Annotated in this window: 15 protein-coding genes and 1 other RNA gene; 8 read left to right on the forward strand and 8 right to left on the reverse strand. The window is 69.2% G+C overall.

Features of this window, described 5'->3' with window-relative positions:
* The first annotated feature begins 23 nt into the window (after positions 1–23).
* The 3 genes from BKA02_RS13085 to sucB all read left to right on the forward strand — a co-directional run bounded on the left by BKA02_RS13085 (position 24) and on the right by sucB (position 4,761).
* Entirely contained in the window at positions 24–1,502 is a 1,479-nt protein-coding gene (locus tag BKA02_RS13085; protein WP_179434665.1) for a leucyl aminopeptidase, read from the forward strand.
* Positions 1,499–2,872, forward strand: coding sequence for a dihydrolipoyl dehydrogenase (lpdA, locus tag BKA02_RS13090; protein ID WP_179434666.1), 1,374 nt, complete (start codon positions 1,499–1,501; stop codon positions 2,870–2,872). The genes BKA02_RS13085 and lpdA overlap by 4 nt, the downstream gene beginning before the upstream one ends.
* Before the next feature lie 71 nt (positions 2,873–2,943).
* Positions 2,944–4,761, forward strand: coding sequence for a 2-oxoglutarate dehydrogenase, E2 component, dihydrolipoamide succinyltransferase (gene sucB, locus BKA02_RS13095; protein WP_179434668.1), 1,818 nt, complete (start codon positions 2,944–2,946; stop codon positions 4,759–4,761).
* Here sucB and BKA02_RS13100 read toward each other — a convergent pair.
* Positions 4,746–6,233: a hypothetical protein gene (locus tag BKA02_RS13100; RefSeq protein ID WP_179434670.1), complete on the reverse strand. Its 1,488-nt coding sequence runs from the start codon at positions 6,231–6,233 to the stop codon at positions 4,746–4,748. The genes sucB and BKA02_RS13100 overlap by 16 nt on opposite strands.
* Before the next feature lie 131 nt (positions 6,234–6,364).
* Between BKA02_RS13100 and BKA02_RS13105 the strand changes: the two genes are divergently transcribed.
* Positions 6,365–7,075 carry a DUF4191 family protein gene (locus tag BKA02_RS13105; RefSeq protein ID WP_179434672.1) on the forward strand — a complete coding sequence of 237 codons (711 nt, stop codon included), beginning with the start codon at positions 6,365–6,367 and terminating at the stop codon, positions 7,073–7,075.
* Between the two features lie 5 nt (positions 7,076–7,080).
* On the opposite strand, the gene BKA02_RS13110 is transcribed toward BKA02_RS13105, so the two are convergent.
* Complete coding sequence (locus BKA02_RS13110; RefSeq protein WP_179434674.1) at positions 7,081–8,283, reverse strand: RimK family alpha-L-glutamate ligase; 1,203 nt, start codon at positions 8,281–8,283, stop codon at positions 7,081–7,083.
* 17 nt (positions 8,284–8,300) lie between these two features.
* Here BKA02_RS13110 and BKA02_RS13115 point away from each other — a divergent pair, with 17 nt between their 5' ends.
* Positions 8,301–8,789, forward strand: a complete 489-nt coding sequence (locus tag BKA02_RS13115) for an ATP-dependent zinc protease family protein (protein ID WP_179434676.1) — start codon at positions 8,301–8,303, stop codon at positions 8,787–8,789.
* 17 nt (positions 8,790–8,806) lie between these two features.
* On the opposite strand, the gene BKA02_RS13120 is transcribed toward BKA02_RS13115, so the two are convergent.
* The gene (locus BKA02_RS13120) at positions 8,807–9,235 is read right to left on the reverse strand and encodes an RDD family protein (protein WP_179434678.1); all 429 of its coding nucleotides are present in this window, start codon (positions 9,233–9,235) and stop codon (positions 8,807–8,809) included.
* A gap of 176 nt (positions 9,236–9,411) precedes the next feature.
* Here BKA02_RS13120 and glnA point away from each other — a divergent pair, with 176 nt between their 5' ends.
* Together glnA and BKA02_RS13130 are read left to right on the forward strand one after the other, a co-directional pair.
* Positions 9,412–10,836 (forward strand): type I glutamate--ammonia ligase, encoded by a 1,425-nt coding sequence (glnA, locus tag BKA02_RS13125; RefSeq protein WP_179434680.1) that lies wholly within the window; start codon positions 9,412–9,414, stop codon positions 10,834–10,836.
* Between the two features lie 151 nt (positions 10,837–10,987).
* Positions 10,988–11,398, forward strand: coding sequence for a hypothetical protein (locus BKA02_RS13130; protein WP_179434682.1), 411 nt, complete (start codon positions 10,988–10,990; stop codon positions 11,396–11,398).
* Between the two features lie 23 nt (positions 11,399–11,421).
* Here BKA02_RS13130 and BKA02_RS13135 read toward each other — a convergent pair whose 3' ends face one another.
* From BKA02_RS13135 to BKA02_RS14445, 3 genes are read right to left on the reverse strand one after another with little or no spacing between them, the layout of a single operon-like run.
* Positions 11,422–14,403, reverse strand: coding sequence for a bifunctional [glutamine synthetase] adenylyltransferase/[glutamine synthetase]-adenylyl-L-tyrosine phosphorylase (locus tag BKA02_RS13135; protein WP_179434684.1), 2,982 nt, complete (start codon positions 14,401–14,403; stop codon positions 11,422–11,424).
* A 10-nt stretch (positions 14,404–14,413) separates the two neighbouring features.
* Positions 14,414–15,751 (reverse strand): glutamine synthetase family protein, encoded by a 1,338-nt coding sequence (locus tag BKA02_RS13140; RefSeq protein ID WP_179434686.1) that lies wholly within the window; start codon positions 15,749–15,751, stop codon positions 14,414–14,416.
* Between the two features lie 4 nt (positions 15,752–15,755).
* Positions 15,756–16,037 (reverse strand): SPOR domain-containing protein, encoded by a 282-nt coding sequence (locus BKA02_RS14445; protein ID WP_246286031.1) that lies wholly within the window; start codon positions 16,035–16,037, stop codon positions 15,756–15,758.
* Positions 16,038–16,077: 40 nt separating this feature from the next.
* Between BKA02_RS14445 and ppgK the strand changes: the two genes are divergently transcribed.
* On the forward strand, positions 16,078–16,821 hold the full coding sequence (ppgK, locus tag BKA02_RS13150; RefSeq protein WP_179434688.1) for a polyphosphate--glucose phosphotransferase: 744 nt from the start codon (positions 16,078–16,080) through the stop codon (positions 16,819–16,821).
* A 36-nt stretch (positions 16,822–16,857) separates the two neighbouring features.
* Here the strand turns inward: ppgK and rnpB are convergent.
* Positions 16,858–17,228, reverse strand: an RNA gene (gene rnpB, locus BKA02_RS13155) — RNase P RNA component class A.
* Positions 17,229–17,266: 38 nt separating this feature from the next.
* Positions 17,267–18,967 (reverse strand): bifunctional 3'-5' exonuclease/DNA polymerase, encoded by a 1,701-nt coding sequence (locus tag BKA02_RS13160; protein ID WP_343045421.1) that lies wholly within the window; start codon positions 18,965–18,967, stop codon positions 17,267–17,269.
* Positions 18,968–18,987 lie beyond the last annotated feature (20 nt).

Here is an 18,987-nt window from a genome sequence, read left to right on the forward strand (position 1 = left end):
ACCCCGAACCTAAGATGGAGATCATGACCACTCCTGCGCTCGAGCTCTCACAAGGAGCTCCGGCGGATGCGAATGCGGACGCGGTCGTCCTGCTCGTATCCGGCGATTCCGACTCCGCTTCGTCTCTCTCCCCCTTCGAGGCGGTCGCCGCCCCGCTCGGATCGATCGGCTTCACCTACACCGCCGGTTCGACGGCGCGCGTTCCCGCGCCCGAGGTGACCGACCTCCCAGTGCTGGTGGCCAGCACCGGCCCGGATCCCGACGCCTCGCTCGTGCGCGGAGCCGCCGGAGCCGCGCTGCGCACGCTGACCGGGTTCGACCGCGTCAGCGTGCTGCTGGCCGATGACATCCGTCCGTTCGCGGTCGCCGCGGCGGAGGGCGCGCTGCTGGGCGGCTACCGGTTCGACGACTACCGCTCCGGCGACGAGCCGGGGCGCGCGAAGACCGTCGTCCTGCACGCCGACCTGTCGGATGCGGCCGTCGCACGCGCCGTCATCCTCGCCGACGCCGTCGCCCTGACCAAGGACCTCGTCACCACCCCCGCCGAATGGCTCGGCCCCGATGACCTCGCCGAACGCGCCGTCGCAGCCGTCGATGGGCTCCCCATCGCAGTGGACGTGTGGGATGAGAGCCGGCTCGCCGACGAGGGATTCGGCGGAATCCTCGGCGTAGGACAAGGCTCGGAACGCCCACCCCGCCTGGTGAAGCTGGACTACTCCCCTGAGAACGCCGTCTCGCACATCGCGCTCGTCGGCAAGGGGATCACCTTCGACACCGGCGGCCTGTCGCTCAAGCCACCGGCCGGCATGGTCGGGATGAAGACCGACATGACCGGCGCCGCCAGCGTTCTCGCCGCGGTGCGCGCCGTCGCCGCGCTCGGACTGCTGGTGCGCATCACCTCCTGGCTGTGCATCGCCGACAACATGCCCTCCGGCCGCGCCATCCGCCCCGGCGACGTGCTGCGGATGCTCGGCGGGACCACGGTCGAGGTGCTGAACACCGACGCCGAGGGCCGGCTCGTGCTCGGCGACGGACTCGTCGCTGCGAGCCGTGAGCACCCCGATCTCATCGTCGACGTCGCCACCCTCACCGGTGCGATCGTCGTCTCGCTCGGCATGCGCCACACAGGCGTCTTCGGCGACGACGACAGCGTGCAGGAGGTGCTCGCCGCCGCCACCGTGGAAGGCGAGCTCGCCTGGCCGATGCCTCTGCCGGACTACATGGAAGACGACCTGAAGTCACCCATCGCCGACATGGTCAACGCCAAGATCGGCGACCGTGCGGGCGGTTCGCTGTTCGCCGGGCTGTTCCTGCGTCGTTTCGTCGGACGCACCTCCGACGACGCGGACGCCCCGCGCATCCCGTGGGCCCACCTCGACATCGCCGGCTCGTCCGAGCACAGCGGCTCGCCCTACGGCTTCACCGGCAAGGGCGCGACGGGCGCGATGGTCCGCACGCTCGTCGCCCTCGCCGAGACCCGAGCATCCGGAGCCGAGGCATGACCGGGGGCACCGCCGACGTCGTCGTGCTCGGCGGCGGCAGCGGCGGGTACGCCGCAGCACTGCGCGCCGCAGAATTGGGCAAGAGCGTCGTGCTCATCGAGAAGGACAAGGTCGGCGGCACCTGCCTGCATCGCGGCTGCATCCCCACGAAGGCCCTGCTGCACACGGCCGAGATCGCGCAGAACGTGCGCGACGCGGCATCCGTCGGCGTGAACGCCACCCTCGACGGCGTCGACCCCGCGGGCGCACGTGCCTTCCGCGAAGGGATCGTCGCCAAGAAGTACAAGGGGTTGCAGGGCCTCATCGCCGCCCGAAAGATCACCGTCGTGGAGGGTGAGGGGGTGCTGCAGCCCGATCGCTCGATCCGTGTCGGCGACGACTCCTGGACCGGCACCGACGTCGTGCTCGCCACCGGCTCGTACACCCGCACGCTGCCCGGGCTCGAGCTCGGCGGGCGCATCATCGCCAGCGAGCAGGCCCTCGCCCTGGACGAGCTGCCCTCCAAGGCGATCATCCTCGGCGGCGGCGTGATCGGCGTCGAGTTCGCCAGCGCGTGGCGCGCGCTGGGCGTCGAGGTGACCATCGTCGAAGCGCTGCCGCACCTCGTGCCCAACGAAGACATCACGCTGAGCAAGGGGCTGGAGCGGGCGTTCCGCCGTCGCGGCATCGCCTCGTCTCTCGGCGTGCGCTTCGAGAAGGCGGAGCAGAGCGACGACGCCGTCACCGTCACGCTCGAGGACGGCACAGTCCTCGAGGCCGATCTCCTGCTCGTGGCCGTCGGGCGCGGCCCCGCCACGGCCGGCCTCGGCTTCGAAGAGGCGGGCGTCACCATGGAGCGCGGCTTCGTGCAGACCGATGCCGACCTGCGCACCTCGGTCGAACGGGTCTGGGCCGTCGGCGACATCGTCCCCGGACTCCAGCTCGCGCATCGCGGGTTCCTGCAGGGGATCGCGGTCGCCGAGCGGATCGCGGGCCTCTCGCCCGCTCCTGTGCCCGAACAGCAGATCCCTCGGATCACGTACTCGCATCCCGAGGTCGCCTCGGTGGGCGTCACCGAGGAGGCCGCCATCGCCGAGCACGGCGCCGACGGGATCGTCGCGTACGAGTACAACCTCGCGGGCAACGGGCGCAGCGAGATCCTCGGCACGTCCGGCGTGGTCAAGGTCGTGCGCCGCAAGGACGGGCCCGTGATCGGTGTGCACCTGCTGGGCGATCGCGTCGGCGAGCTCATCACCGAAGGGCAACTCGCCGTGAGCTGGGAGGCGCACCCCGACGACCTCGCTCCCCTCATCCACGCGCATCCGACCCAGAGCGAAGCTCTCGGCGAGGCGTTCCTGGCCCTCGCGGGCAAGCCTCTCCACGGGTTGTAGGCAACGTGCGCGACAAGTCGCACAGGTCACTAAGCTTGAAAAGTCACGAACATCCTTAAGGAGACTCCGTCATGAGCACATCCGTGGTCCTCCCCGCTCTCGGAGAGAGCGTCACCGAGGGAACGGTCACCCGTTGGCTCAAGCAGGTCGGTGAGACCGTGCAGGCCGATGAGGGCCTTCTCGAGATCTCGACCGACAAGGTCGACACCGAGATCCCCTCGCCCGTCGCGGGCGTGCTGGAAGAGATCCTCGTCAACGAGGACGACACGGTAGAGATCGGCGCCGTCCTGGCGAAGATCGGCGACGGCAGCGGTGCGAGCTCATCTGACGACGCGCCCGCGGCCGAGCAGCCGTCGACCGAGCAGCCTGCTGAGGCGGAGCAGCCTGCTGAGGCGGAGCAGCCTGCTGAGGCGGAGCAGCCTGAGTCCGCGCCGGCTGCCGAGGCACCCACGACGGAGGCACCCGCCGCCGACGCTCCGGCACAGAGCTCCGATGCGAATGCCCCGTCGGGAGACGCGACCGATGTGCGCCTTCCTGAGCTGGGCGAGAGCGTGACCGAGGGCACAGTTACCCGCTGGCTCAAGGAGGTCGGCGATTCCGTCGAGGTCGACGAGCCGCTGCTGGAGATCTCCACCGACAAGGTCGACACCGAGATCCCCTCACCCGTCGCGGGCATCGTCCAGGAGATCGTGGCTGCAGAGGACGAGACCGTGGAGATCGGCGCCGTGCTGGCGCGGATCGGCAGCGGAGCCGCGCCGACTCCCACTGCGGAGCCCGCCCCTTCTCAGGACTCGGCTCCCGCCGAGCCCTCTGCGCAGAAGGAAGAGGCGCCCGCGGAGGAAGAAGAGGCCCCTGCTGCCGCTGCACCATCGGCTCCCGCCGAGGCTCCGGCTCCCGCCGCGGCGGCACCGTCGGCTCCCGCGGCGGCACCGTCGGCTCCCGCTGCTGCGCCGGCCGCTCCGGCGACGTCGGATGACTCCGGCGACAAGCTGTACGTCACCCCGCTCGTGCGTCGTCTGGCCGCCCAGCAGGGCATCGACCTCGCGACGGTCACCGGAACCGGTGTGGGCGGCCGCATCCGCAAGGAAGACGTGCTCAACGCCGCCAAGGATGCTCCGGCCGCTGCTGGCGCCGCCGCAGCCTCGGCAGCACCGGCCGAGCGCGAGATCTCCGAGCTTCGCGGCACGACGCAGAAGATGTCGCGCCTGCGGAAGATGGTCTCCGAGCGTGCCGTGGCGTCGCTGCAGCAGACCGCGCAGCTGACCACGGTGGTCGAGGTCGATGTCACGGCCCTCGCCGCGTACCGCGACAGCGTGAAGGCATCGTTCCAGGAGAAGACCGGCGACAAGCTGTCGTTCCTGCCGTTCTTCACGCTGGCCGCCGCCGAGGCGCTCCAGTCGTTCCCGATCATCAACGCGACGGTCGACGGTGACAGCATCGTCTACCCGCCGTCGGAGAACATCTCGATCGCCGTCGACACCGAGCGCGGACTGCTCACACCGGTCGTGCGCGACGCCGCGACGAAGAACCTCGCCGAGCTCGCGCACGAGATCGCCGATCTCGCGGCGCGTACGCGCGACAACAAGCTGAAGCCCGACGAGCTCTCCGGCGGCACCTTCACCGTGACCAACACGGGTTCGCGCGGGGCGCTGTTCGACACGCCGCTCGTGTTCCTGCCGCAGTCCGCGATCCTCGGCACCGGCGTCGTGTTCAAGCGCCCGGGTGTCGTGAAGGTCGACGGCGCGGAGGCGATCGCCGTGCGGTCGTACGTGTACCTCGCGATCTCGTACGACCACCGAATCATCGACGGGGCCGATGCCGCGCGCTTCCTCGGTGCGATCAAGCAGCGCCTCGAGGCGGCCGACTTCGCCGCTCAGCTCGGAGCCTGATCGCCGGCTGACTCTTCGGATGGCGGATCTGCGACCTCGTACACGTCGCGGATCCGCCATCCGTCGTCGGTGCGCAGGAGCACGACGATCTGGTGCGCATCGCCGCCGGCGATGCGCAGAGCGGCGAGATCTCCGTAGTCCTCGATCACGGTCGGCGCGGAGTCGGTTCCGACGGTGATCGGCCTCGGGCCCGTCGACTCGAGACGCTCCGACGCCCAGGCCCGCGCACAGGCGTCGTCGTCTCCGTCGGCGCACAGCTCCGCCTGGGACAACAGCGCGGGCAGCGCAGCGAGCGGGGTGTCACCGGAGTCCGGGCGCGCCGACGTCGTGTCGGCAGGGGCTCGCACGAGGGCCTCCCCCGCTGTCCGCGGCACGACGACCTCATCCGGTGCCTCCGTCTGTGGAGGATCGGAAGCTGCTGCCGCCGCCGGCACCGGCGGCGACGCCGGCACGGAGGCGTCGGCTGGCGGAGACGACGGCCACAGCGCACCGCCGACGGCGAGCACCGCGGCGATTCCCGCACCGACCAGCATCGGCTTCGTCCACCGACGGGGCGTGGACTCCTCTTCGACCGACTCGCCATACGGATCGCCCATAGCCCGGTCGGGGACACCATTCGTACGGCGCGCTTCCCGCGCACGACGCACGAACTCGGCGGCGCCCTCGATGCGTGCGCCGACCGCCGCGCGCCACGACTCGTCGCGCGGCTCCGTTCGGCGTCGCCGCGATCGCGGGGCATCCGCACGCAGGGGTCGGCGAGCGGGCACTGCCCTCATCGCGGCAGGTTCGACGAGAACGCTGCTGCGCGTGTCGAGTCGGCCGTCCTCCGTGTCCGCCGCTTCCCCGGTGCGCAGTGGCTTCGGGGCGGCGAGCTCGAACAGCTCGGTCTCCCAGTGATCTGCTTCGTGCGCCACGCGACGTGGTTCGGCCAGCGCCTCGACGATCCGGGCGAACAGGCGCTTGGTTGCCCGGTCAGCAGTACGAGGGGCGAGTAGGTCGAGCACCGCCGCCACGCTGCGCGGCAACGGCTCGCCGGAGCCGATCACGAAGACCGGTCGCCCGCTGCCCGTGAGCCACCAATCGCCCACGGGCTCCGCGGACGCCGTACCGCATCCCTCGATGACGCCGCGGAGCAGACTCGCCACGAGCGTGCTCCGTTCGCCTCCCGACAGCGGCTCGCCTCGCGCATCCCGGCGCGCCAAAAAGGTGAGCAGACGTTCCGGACACCACGGCAGCAGCGCGCGATGACCGTCGCGCACACGACACAGACTCGCGGGTGCGGCGATGTGCTGCGCACCGGCGTGCGCCCAGCCGCTCCATCCGGCCAGGGCGTCGGTGTCGACCGCGACGAAGGTCTCGTCCGCACCGGAGACCAGGGTGCCCTCGAACGGCCCTTCGCCGGCGCCGATGCGACGGATCGGCCGGTGGGCGTTCAACGGAAGCGTCTCCATCGCGGTGCTGTGCTCGCTCATCGCTCCATCACACCCGCTGCACGGGTGCACCGAAGCCGCGTCACCGGTATCCGTGCATAACCCGTGCAGACGAGGCCGCTGGGGAGGAGGAGCCGCGCAATGGCCCGCGTGCGGACGGTAGGCTGGTATCCATGGCACAACGTGGTTCGGCGCCCGAGAAGCGACCCGGATTCTTCTCGCAGATCAAGTCGCTCTTCAAGTTCACGCGCGAGGTGTACCCGTGGCTGCCGTGGCTGCAGATCGCGATCCTTGTCGCCGGCGTGCTCGTCGGAGTCATCCTCGGCTACCTCATCCCGCCGCTGCAGGTCTGGTCCATCATCCTGTGGGGCATCACCGGACTGATGCTCGGCGTGCTCGCCGCCATGATCCTCATGACGCAGCTGTCGACCAAGGCGATGTACAAGAAGATCGATGGGATGCCCGGTGCGGTCGGCCATGTGCTCAGCACGAGCCTCGGGCGCAGCTGGCAAGCCTCGGACACCCCGGTGGGCGTCAACCCGAAGTCGCAGGATGCCGTCTATCGGGCCGTCGGGCGCGGCGGCATCGTGGTGGTCGGCGAAGGCTCGCGCGGGCGCCTCACACGCCTGATCAAAGACGAGAAGACGCGCTCGCTGCGCGTGGCCCAGGGCGTTCCCGTAACTGTGCTGCACGTGGGGCATGGCGACGATGACACACCGATCGATCAGCTCGCCAAGACCATCAAGAAGCTGCCGAAGGCGATCGACAAGACCACGATGGCGGCGGTCATCAAGCGCATCGACTCCGTGTCGCAGTCGCTGTCGTCGCTGCCGATCCCCAAGGGCATCGACCCGCTGAAGGCTCGCGCCCCGCGCCCGCGCTGATCGGATCAGGCTCCAGCCGCGCGCTCGGGAAGCGGCTCCTTCGGGAGCTTGCGCACCTTCGCACGGCGCCGGGGCCGCTCGGGGATCATCGAGCGCATCTCCTCGAGTTTGCCGAAGCACAGCAACCGGTCCCCCGCCTCGAGCACGACGTGCTTGCGCGGATTCGGGATGACCGTGGCCCCTCGGTGCAGGGTGAGCACGGTGATGTCGCGATCCCACAGGCCCAGCTCGCCGAGCTTCTTGCCCACCTGCTCGGCGCCGGCGTGCATGTACAGCTCGGCCACCCCGTATCCGGTCGACACGCTCAGCCGCTGGCGCACGTCGATCTCGGGGAAGGCGACCTGGGCACCGATGTAGTCGATGATGGCGCCCGCGACATCCAGTCCGGTCGCCGTCTCCACGCCCTGCAGGCCCGGCGAAGAGTTGACCTCCATGACGAGCGGGCCGTCATCGCCCTCGAGCATGTCGACGCCGGCGACGCGAAGGCCCATGATCTGCGCGGCCCGCACCGCGGTCTGCTCGTACAGCGGATCCAGCGAAACGGCTTCGACAGTGCCGCCACGGTGCACATTGGAGCGGAACTCGTCTCCGTGGGCGACGCGCCGCATCGCCGCGACCACGCGATCGCCCACCACGAGCGCGCGGATGTCGCGCCCGCGGCTCTCGGCGATGAACTTCTGGATGAGCACGTTCTGCTTCGTGGAGTGCAGCGTCTCGATGATGGCCTCGGCGACCTTGACCTGAGGGGCGAGGATCACGCCAATCCCCTGCGTCCCCTCCAGGAGTTTGATGACCACGGGGGCGCCGCCCACGCGCTCGATGGCGGGGCGCACGTCGGCGCGGTTGCGCACGAACGCCGTCGGGGGCATAGCGATCCCGTGGCGGGACAGGATCTGGTTGGCGCGCAGCTTGTCGCGGGCGCTCGTGATGCCGTTGGCGGTGTTGGGTGTGTAGACATCCATCTGCTCGAACTGGCGCACCACAGCCGTGCCGAAGTAGGTGATCGAGTTGCCGATGCGCGGCAGGATCGCGTCGTAGTCGCTGAGGCGCTTGCCGCGGAAGTGCAGATCGGGCTCATCGCCGGTGAGGTCGATCGCGAACCTGAGTGTGTTCAGCACCTTGACGGTGTGGCCGCGCTGTTCGGCGGCGGCGCGGAGGCGCTGCGTCGAATACGACTGGGGTGCGCGCGAGAGTACGGCGAGCTTCACGGTGGGTTCCTGCCAAGATGGACGATGTGCAACAGCCCTCTCATTCAAGCACCCTCACGGGGTGGCGGGAGTGGGTCGCGCTCTCCGAGGTCGGCATTCCCTGGATCAAGGCGAAGATCGACACGGGGGCGCGCAGCTCGTCGCTGCACGCGACGAACGCGGAGGAGTTCGACCGCGGCGGCGCCCCCTGGGTGCGCTTCGACGTGCAACCCTGGCAGCGGTCCGAAGCGCTCGTGACCGTGGAGGCCCCGGTTCTCGATCGCCGCGAGGTGCGCAGTTCGTCGGGGCACGCGCAGAGCCGGCTCGTGGTGCTCCTCGAGGTCACACTCGTCGGTCGCGCGATCGAGGCGGAGGTCACGCTCAGCGACCGCACCGAGATGGGGTTCCGGATGCTCATCGGCCGCGAGGCGCTCCGTCGCGGCTTCCTCGTGGATCCTGCCCGGTCGTTCCTCGGCGGCAAGCCGCCCAAGTCCGCTCGGCGCGCGCCCCGCGCCCCGCAGACGTAAAAGCACCCGACGGGGCCTCAGCTGCGGACGAGAACCGTTCCGACGGCCTTGTCGTGCAGTCCGCGCTGATCGGCGTCCCAGATCACCGCGGGGATCACGACGACGATGAGGAGCGTGCGCACGATGGGGCGCCACAGCCCCACCCAACCGCCGTGCAGCATGATCACGCGCAGCCCCACGATGCGGTGTCCGGGGCTGCCGCCGATGGTGGGGATGAAGAGGATCTGCAGAACGGCGAAGATCATCAGCGGCATGAACTGCGTGATGCCCGCCTCCTGCGGCAGATCGAACTGACGGAAGCCGAAGAACGCGGTGGCGATGATGGTCGCCGCGGCGTAGTCGATGACGAGCGCGGCGATGCGCCGCCCGATGCGGCCGACGCTGCCGGAGCCCGTCTCGGGGAATCCGAGGCGCTCACCGGGATACTTCTGGACGACATCGGACATTGCTCCAGCCTATTCTCTGGATGTCACGGTGGCGGACGCCGCGCACGCATCGGCTCGGCCACACGCCGGGCCCGGATGTAACATGCCGGAAACATTGCAGACACCATGGAGTAATGGCCCGCCCATAATCTTCTGGCAGGTCGCACGACCCATCCCGTTCTCTCAGGAGTTGATGCATGTTCACCGATCCCGCCGACGTCATCGCGTACATCCGCGACAACGACGTCAAGTTCCTCGACATCCGCTTCACGGATCTGCCCGGTGTGCAGCAGCACTTCAACATCCCCGCATCGACGGTCGACGAGGAGTTCTTCGTCGACGGCCAGCTTTTCGACGGATCCTCCATCCGCGGGTTCGCGAGCATCCACGAGTCGGACATGCAGCTCATCCCCGACGTCACCACCGCGTACCTCGACCCGTATCGCGAGGAGAAGACCCTCATCATGGTCTTCGACATCTTCAACCCGCGCACCGGCGACGTCTACGCCAAGGATCCGCGCCAGGTCGCGAAGAAGGCCGAGAAATACCTCGCTTCCACCGGTATCGCCGACACCGCGTTCTTCGCCCCCGAGGCCGAGTTCTACATCTTCGACGACGTGCGCTACGAGGTCACGGCCGGGACGAGCTTCTACAAGGTCGACTCCAGCGAGGCCGCGTGGAACTCCGGCCGCAAGGAGGAGGGCGGCAACCTCGGCAACAAGACGCCGTTCAAGGGCGGATACTTCCCCGTCGCCCCCGTCGACAAGCACGCCGACATGCGCGACGACATCGTGCTGCAGCTCATGGCCGCCGGGCTCAAGGTCGAGCGCTCGCACCACGAGGTCGGCACCGCGGGCCAGGGCGAGATCAACTACAAGTTCGACACGATGGTGCGCGCCGCCGACGACATCCTCAAGTTCAAGTACATCGTCAAGAACACCGCCGAGCAGTGGGGCCGCACGGCCACGTTCATGCCGAAGCCCCTGTTCGGCGACAACGGTTCGGGAATGCACACGCACCAGTCGCTGTGGAGCGACGGCAAGCCGCTGTTCTACGACGAGAACGGCTACGCGCAGCTCAGCGACATCGCCCGCTGGTACATCGGCGGCCTGCTCAAGCACGCGGATGCCGTACTCGCCTTCACGAACCCGACGCTCAACAGCTACCACCGCCTGGTCAAGCACTTCGAGGCGCCGGTGAACCTCGCCTACTCGGCCGGCAACCGCTCGGCCGCCGTGCGCATCCCGCTGACCGGATCGAACCCGAAGGCCAAGCGCATCGAGTTCCGAGTGCCCGACGCCTCGGGCAACCCGTACCTGGCGTTCGCCGCCCAGCTCATGGCGGGTCTGGACGGGATCCGCAACCGCATCGAGCCGATGGAGCCCATCGACAAGGATCTCTACGAGCTTCCGCCCGAGGAGGCCAAGAACATCCCCCAGGTGCCCAACTCGCTGTTGGACTCGCTGGAGGCACTGCGCAAGGACCACGACTTCCTCCTCGAGGGCGGCGTGTTCACCGAAGATCTCATCGAGACGTGGATCGACTACAAGTACAACAACGAGATCCTGCCGATGGCACAGCGTCCTCACCCGTACGAGTACGAGCTGTACTTCGGCGTCTGAGACCGCGTCGTCCCGAGAGCCCGCTCCGCACATCGTGCGGGCGGGCTCTCCGCGTTCTCGCGCCCGGCGTGTCGTTCCCTCGTGGCAGGGGACAGTGCCACTCTGATCACTAGACGGGCTCACTCAGAGCCCCCGCGAAGGGGAGAAACCCATGCCCACTCCGACCACAGTGAAGGTCGCCTTCTGGATCCTGCTGCTCGGCCTGATCCTCGACGCCATCGCGGCGATCGTCACCCTCGTCGCGGCGATCGCGATGATGAACTCAGGCCAGTCGATCGACGTCGGCGGCACTCAGGCGAACGGTGGCGTCCTGCTCGCCACCGCGATCGGTCTGATCGTGCTCGTCGTGATCGAACTGTTCATCTTGTGGAAGATGAAGGCGGGGCGCAACTGGGCCCGCATCGTCATCACGATCCTCGAGATCCTTTCGCTCGGCAGCGCGTTCGCCGGCGTCAGCACGATCGGCATCATCGCGATCATCCTCTCGATCGTCGCCGTGGTGCTCATGTGGCTTCCCGCCTCGAACGAGTACTTCCGCTCCTCGCGCAACGCCCTCGCCTGAACGGAGACCGGCTCGAGCCGACCTCAGCCGTAGAAGAGGCGCTCGAACACGCGCCGTGCTCGGCGGGTGACGGCGAGATAATTCTCGTCGACGTCGCCCGCCGAGCGATCGGCGTATCCCAGGATCCGGCCCACACCATCCAGTTCTTGCAGATCCGACGTGAGCACATCTTTCGTCTGCCCGGTCAGCAGCGTCATCGCCGAGCGCAGTCTGCTCGACAGGATCCATGCTTCGCGCAGCAGCCGCGCATCCTCCGCGGCGATGAGCCCGGCATCCTCCGCCGCACGCATCGCCTGCAGCGTCGATGTCGTCCGCAACGCCGGCACGGCATGCGCGTGCTCGAGCTGGATGATCTGCACGAGCCATTCCACATCGCTGATGGTGCCGGGGCCCAGCTTGAGATGCCGCCGCGGCTCGGCGCCCTGCGGCAGGCGCTCCCCCTCCACACGCGCCTTGATCCGCTTGATCTCGCGCAGTGCGTCGCGGTCGATCTCGGCGGGATAGCGCAGGCCGTCAGTCAACTCGTCGAAGCGCGCGATGAGCTTCGCGCTGCCCGCCACGCCCCGCGCACGCAGCAAGGCCTGCGATTCCCACGACAACGACCACCGGCGATAGTACTCGGCGTAGGAGGTGATCGATCGCGCCAACGGCCCCTTCCGCCCCTCGGGGCGAAGATCCGCATCGAGTTCGAGCGGCACACGCGCGTCGGTGAGGTGCTCCCGCAGACCCGCGACGATCTTCAGCGCCAGTTGCTGGGCACGCTGCGGCTCGACGCCGTTCGCGTCGTACACGTAGAGCACGTCGGCATCAGAGCCGAACCCGAGCTCCGCACCCCCGAAGCGGCCCATGCCGATGACGGCGAAATCGAGCGCGTCGTCTTCAGGCGGAACCACTTCCCGGCGCACGGCACGGAGCCCCGCCTGAATGGTGAGGTCGGTGATGTCGGTGAGGGCTTCGGCGACCTCGTCGAGACCGAGAACATCGAGCACGGCGCCCATCGCGGTGCGCAGCAGCTCGCGACGGCGCAGGGCGCGCACGGCGCGGAGCGCATCAGCCGTGCGCTCATGGCGAGTCTGGATCGCCCGCGCCTCCTCGTTCAACGATGCGCGGGACCGCGGGCGCAGCAGGTCGGCGCCGTCGAGCCAGGCCACGGATTCGGGGATCCACTCCATGAGCTCGCCCACGTACCGCGACGACGACAGCAGAGTGGTGAGATTCTCTGCCGCACCCGTGGAATCACGCAGCACGCGCAGGAACCACGGGGTGTCCCCCAGCCGTTCGCTGATGCGACGGAACGCGAGCAGGCCGTAGTCGGGGTCGGCGCCGTCGGCGAACCAGCGCACCATGATCGGCATGAGATGGCGCTGGATCGTGGCCTTGCGGCTGATGCCGGAGGTGAGCGCCCCGATGTGCCGCAGCGCACCGGCAGGGTCGCGGAAGCCGATCGCCGCCAGCCGATCGCGCGCCTGCGCGGTCGACAGGGTGCGTTCGTCTTCCGGAAGCTCAGCCACCGCGCTGAGGAGCGGTCGGTAGAAGAGCCGGGTGTGCAGGTCGCGCACTTCTCTGCGCACCTCTTCCCAGCGCTTCCAGATGCCGCGGGCGGTGTCGGCCAGGCCCGTGCCGCGCGCGAGCACCCGCAGCCCGGCATCCGTGCGCGGCATGAGGTGCGTGCGCTGCAGGTCGCGCAGCTGCAACCGGTGCTCGAGCAGGCGCAGCACCCGGTAGTCGTCGGCGAAGGTCGCCGCCTCGGCGCGCCCGATGTATCCGCGCTCGACGAGCGCGTCGAGCGACTCGAGCGTGCCCCGCGTGCGGAGGGATTCGTCGGTCAGACCGTGCACGAGCTGCAGCAGCTGCACGGTGAACTCGATATCGCGCAGCCCGCCGGGGCCGAGCTTGATCTGGTAGGCGACGTCGTCAGCCGGGATGTGCGCGGTCACGCGCTCGCGCATCCGCTGCACGCTGCTCACGAAATCCTCACGGGCGGCGCTGGAGAACACCCGCGGCTGGAGGGCGTCGATGTAGTTCTGCCCGAGCTCGAGGTCTCCCGCCAGGGCCCGCGACTTCAGCTGCGCCTGGAACTCCCAGCTCTTGGCCCACCGGTCGTAATAGTTCAGGTGCGACGACAGCGATCGCACGAGCGCCCCGTGCTTGCCCTCGGGCCGCAGATTCGCATCCACCTCCCACAGGGGCGGCTCGGCCTCGATCCCCGAGATCACCCGCATCAGCTCACGCGCCAGGCGGGTGGCGAGGTCGATCGCCCGCGATTCGGGCAGTTCGTCGTCATCAGCCGTCCCACCGACGAAGATCACATCGACGTCGCTGATGTAGTTGAGCTCGCGCGCTCCCGTCTTTCCCATGCCGATCACGGCGAGACGGGTGAGCGCCAGCTCTCGAGACGCATCCTCGGACCCTTCGCCCACTGCTGCCCGCGCGACGGCGAGGGCGGCGTCGAGCGCGGCGGCGGCGGCATCGGCCAGCGCCGCCGACACCGGGCCGATGAGCGCGACCGGATCGTCCGCGCGCAGATCGACGGCGGCGATCTGCGCGACGCAGCGCCGGTAAGCCACGCGCAGAGCCACCCGGGCGTCTTCGTCACCGGATGTCGCGACACCGTCGACCGCATCCACGGCGTCGAACAGGCGCGCGCGGAGCTGCTCGGGTGTGGGCAGCACGTCGTGCGCTCCGGCCAGCGCCTCGAGCTCATCCGGTCTGCGTTCGAAGAATCCGGCGAGCCCGGGTGACGAGCCGAACACGCGCCACACCGTGCCCCGATCCGCCCGATCGCGCAGCACCGCGCGCACCTGATCGGGCGCGCGTCGAGCGACACGGAGCAGGCCCGCCAGCGCCTCATCCGGATCAGCCGCGATGAGTCCGTCGACGAGCTCACCGCGATCCAGACCCGTCGTCTCGGCGAGCTCGGTCAGCGACTGCGCCGCGACGGCGAGCTCGATGAACCCGAGCCGAGCCAGCGCGGACAGGGAGACGGAGGCATCAGGTCGAGGCATCCGAGCCCGATCAGAGCAGTTCGAGGTTGCTCTTGAGCTCGAACGGGGTCACCTGCCCGCGGTAGGCCTCCCATTCGCGCCGCTTGTTGCGCAGCACGTGGTTGAACACCTGCTCCCCCAGCGTCTCGGCGACCAGCTCGGACTCCTCCATGTACTCCAGTGCATGCTCCAGGCTCGACGGCAGCGACTTGTAGCCGAGCGCACGGCGTTCGGCCGCGGTGAGCGACCACACGTTGTCCTCCGCCTCGGCGGGCAGCTCGTAGCCCTCTTCGATGCCCTTCAGGCCCGCCGCCAGCAGCAGCGCGTACGCCAGGTAGGGGTTGGCCGCCGAATCGAGCGCCCGATACTCGACCCGCGAGGACTGGCCCTTGTTCGGCTTGTACCGCGGCACGCGCACGAGGGCAGAACGGTTCTGATGGCCCCAGGTGATGTAGCTGGGTGCTTCGTCGCCGCCCCAGAGACGCTTGTAGGAGTTGACGAACTGGTTGGTCACGGCCGAGATCTCGTTGGCGTGCTTGAGCAGCCCCGCGATGAACTGTCGGCCGGTGCGGGACAGCTGGTACTCGCCGCTCTCGTCGTAGAACGCGTTCACATCGCCCTCGAACAGCGACATGTGCGTGTGCATGCCGCTTCCGGGCTGATCGCTCATCGGCTTGGGCATGAACGTCGCGTACACGCCCTGCTCGATCGCGACCTCCTTGACCACGGTGCGGAAGGTCATGATGTTGTCGGCGGTCGTCAGCGCATCCGCGTAGCGCAGATCGATCTCGTTCTGACCGGGACCGCCCTCGTGGTGGCTGTACTCCACCGAGATGCCGAGGTCCTCCAGCATCCGCACGGCGCTGCGCCGGAAGTCGTGGGCCGTGCCGCCGGGCACGTTGTCGAAGTAGCCGGCCGAGTCGACAGGAACCGGCCCGTCCGGCCCCAGCTGTTTGGACTTGAGAAGATAGAACTCGATCTCGGGATGCGTGTAGAACGTGAAGCCGGCATCGGCCGCCTTCTCCAGCGTGCGCTTGAGCACGTGCCGAGGGTCTGCCACGGCAGGTCGCCCGCCCGGCACCACGAGGTCGCAGAACATCCGAGCCGTCGGGTCGATCTCGCCGCGCCACGGCAGAATCTGGAACGTCGACGGATCGGGCTGGGCGAGCAGGTCTGATTCGAAACTGCGTGTCATCCCCTCGATCGCCGAGCCGTCGAAGCCCAGCCCCTCGGCGAACGCCCCCTCGACCTCGGCCGGTGCGATCGCGACGGATTTGAGCGTGCCGGTGACGTCGGTGAACCACAGCCGCACGAACTTGACGCCGCGCTCCTCGATCGTGCGCAGCACGAAGTCGCGTTGCTTGTCCATCGGGTCAGGCCCCGTCCCGGCCCTCGGTGCCGCGCGCCGAGGTACCGGGCGCTGCACCCCAGTCGTCCTCCAACGCCTCTTCCGTCGCCCATGCCCTGGCGCGCTCGTCGATCTTCTGCGGCGCACGCGCGGCCTCTTCCGCCGTGTCGAACGGGCCGAGCCTGTCCGGAGCCGGCGCGATCATCCCGTACTCCACCTCATCGGTGCGGGTGTTGTACCAGTACTTGTGGTCGAGGTCTTCCACGGCGGCTCCTTCGTGTGCGGCGGTGTCGTGATCGACTGTCACGATCCTACTGGCGCGGCGCGTGATCGCTAGGCTGTGAGGCATGGCACAGGCGATCGGCGTAGACATCGGCGGAACCGGCATCAAGGCGGGCATCGTCGATCTCGATCTCGGCACACTGACCTCCGACCGCGTGCGTGTGCCCACTCCCCAGGGCGCCTCGCCCGCGGATGTGCTCTCCGCGGTCACGCAAGTGCTCGACACGCTCGGCGTGGCCGAATCGCGCCTCCCCCTCGGTGTCGCCTTCCCGGCGATCGTCAAGCACGGCCGCACGCTGTCGGCGGCAAACGTCTCCGACGAATGGATCGACTTCGGGGCCGAGAGGTTCTTCGAGAACGGACTCGGCCGGCAGATCGCCTTCGCCAACGACGCGGATGCGGCGGGGGTCGCCGAAGTGCGCCACGGTGCCGCCCGCGACGCCCGCGGCCTCACGATCGTCACGACGCTGGGCACGGGAATCGGCTCGGCGTTCCTCTACGACGGCGTTCTGCTTCCGAATACCGAGCTCGGGCACATGGATCGCAACGGCGAGTCGATCGAGCGCTGGTGCGCCTCGTCGGCGATGGAGCGCGAGAACCTGTCCTGGGAGGAGTGGGCGTCGCGCCTGCAGGAGTTCTACTCGCAGGTCGAGTTCCTGTTCAGCCCCGACCTGTTCGTCGTCGGCGGCGGCGTCTCGAAGAATCCGGAGAAGTTCCTGCCGCTGCTCGAACTGAACACGCCGATCGTCACCGCGGTGCACCGCAACAACGCGGGCATCATCGGCGCCGCCTCACTCGCCACGGACTGAGCACCGGACCGCCTGGCGGGCGGCCCCCGAGGTATGCGAACGGGCCGGCCTGTACGCCGGGTTCTGTTCCGGGGCTCGCGCCCCCTCGACGGTCATCTCTCTCGGCGACACGTTGCCGTGCCGCTCCAGCGGTCTACCCGGGGACTCGGCGAGCCGCGTCGTCATCCCCTGTCTGACCTTGCTCCGGGCGAGGTTTACCTGGCGGGCCGCGTCACCACGGCCCCCGGTGGTCTCTTACACCACCCTTTCACCCTTACCGATGCCCAGCCGGGCTGAGCATCGGCGGTCTGCTCTCTGTGGCACTGTCTCGCGGATTGCTCCGGGTGGGTGTTACCCACCGCCCTGCCCTGTGGAGCCCGGACGTTCCTCGGTGCGGTCTCCCGCCACGCGACCGTCCGGCCGACCCGTTCGCCTTCTCATCCTACCGCCGCAGGCGTTCGCGTGATCATCTCTTCGACGGGTCTTCGGACACCGTCAGATCGAGGGGGATCTCGATCTGAAACGACGGGAAGAGCCGCGTCGTCGCCGCTTCCGCCGCCTCGCGGACGATGCGCGCGGCGTCATCGGCGAGCTCTCGCGGACAGTGCACGATCACCTCGTCGTGCAGGAAGAACGCCAGATGCGCCCGGCTCTGGAACGCCGGTCCCGATCGTGTCGCCGCGGTCTGGGCCTCCGGCAGTGCCGCGAGGCGATGCCGGATCTCGGCGAGCCAGAGCAGCGACCATTCCGCCGCCGTGCCCTGCACCACGAAGTTCCGAGTGAACCTGCCCCTGTCGCGGGCACGACGACGGGCGCGCTGCTCCTCTGCAGGGCCCGCCGTGGGCACGCTCGCACCGGACTGCGCATCGCGCCATTCGGCATCAGGTGCGGGCGATCCCCGGCCGAGCAGGGTGGCCACGCGTCCGCCCTCCTCCCCCGTGCGCGCCGCGGCGTCCACGAGTGCCATCGCCGCGGGAAAGACCTTGCGCAGCTGCGGAACAAGCCGGCCGCTGTCTCCCGTCGTCGCTCCGTACATCGCTCCGAGCACGGCGTACTTCGCCTCTTCCCGCGTCGCCACCGCCCCTGAGCGCACCACGCCTGCGTACAGATCGGCACCGGCGGCGGCGTGCGCCATCGCACGATCCTGCGACATCGCGGCCAGCACGCGAGGCTCGAGCTGGGCGACGTCGGCGCAGATCAGGATCCAGCCCGGGTCGGAGCGCACCGCGGGCCGCAGGCTGCGAGGCAGTTGCAGCGCTCCCCCGCCGGCCGACGCCCACCGCCCGGTCACCACACCACCGGGGATGTAGACCGGGCGGAACCGCCCATCGCGCACCCACTCCTCCAGCCACGCCCAGCCGTTCGCCGCGAACAGCCGCGCGAGCTTCTTGTACTCCAGCAGCGGTGCGATCACGGGATGCGCGATCTCGGCCAGCTCCCACCGCGACGTGGACTCCACGACGATCCCCGCCCGTCGCAGAGCGCGCAGGAGCCGGGCCGCGCTGTCGGGGTTGAGCCCGGGCTCGTCCAGGTGCTCGGCCACGTCGCGCGCGAGCTGCGCCATCCTCGCCGGACGCAACCCCTGCGATGCCCGCGCCCCCAGCGTCGCGGTGAGGATCGCATCGTGCACCGCCGCATCCCACGGAACACCGCCCGACGCCATCTCTTCGGCGATGAGCGCTCCCGTCGATTCGGCCGCGCACAGCAGCGCGAGCCGAGCATCGGGGGCGCGGGCAAGCGCCGCCTCCTGGCGCGCGAGCTCGGCGAGCACGTCGTCGATCCCGTCGGCGCTCCGTCGCTCGGGAGTCAGCGAGAACAGTCCCTGATCCTCGACCTCGGCGACCGGCGCCGACCGCATCCATTCCGGCGAGGGATCGAGCGGAGCCGTCAGCAGCGTGGTGTCGCGCAGGATCGCGTGGCACAGCAGCAGGTCGTTCGCCCTGCGCAATCGCACGCCGGCCCGCAGCAGTCGCGGGTACACGTCGTGCACGCTGCGCACGATCCATCGCGGAGATCCCGCCGCTTCGAGACGCGCGACCTCGTCGGCGAAGCGTTCGTCGTCGAATCGCGCCCTCGCAACCTCGCGCTCATCGACACCCCTGAGCACAGCGCACCATCCGTCGCGCTCGCGACCGAGCACGATCGACGCGATGGGTTCGTCCGGCACACCTCGAATCTACGGCGCGC

Origin of the sequence: Microbacterium pseudoresistens (assembly GCF_013409745.1) — a bacterium.
In the GTDB taxonomy this organism is placed as follows: domain Bacteria; phylum Actinomycetota; class Actinomycetes; order Actinomycetales; family Microbacteriaceae; genus Microbacterium; species Microbacterium pseudoresistens.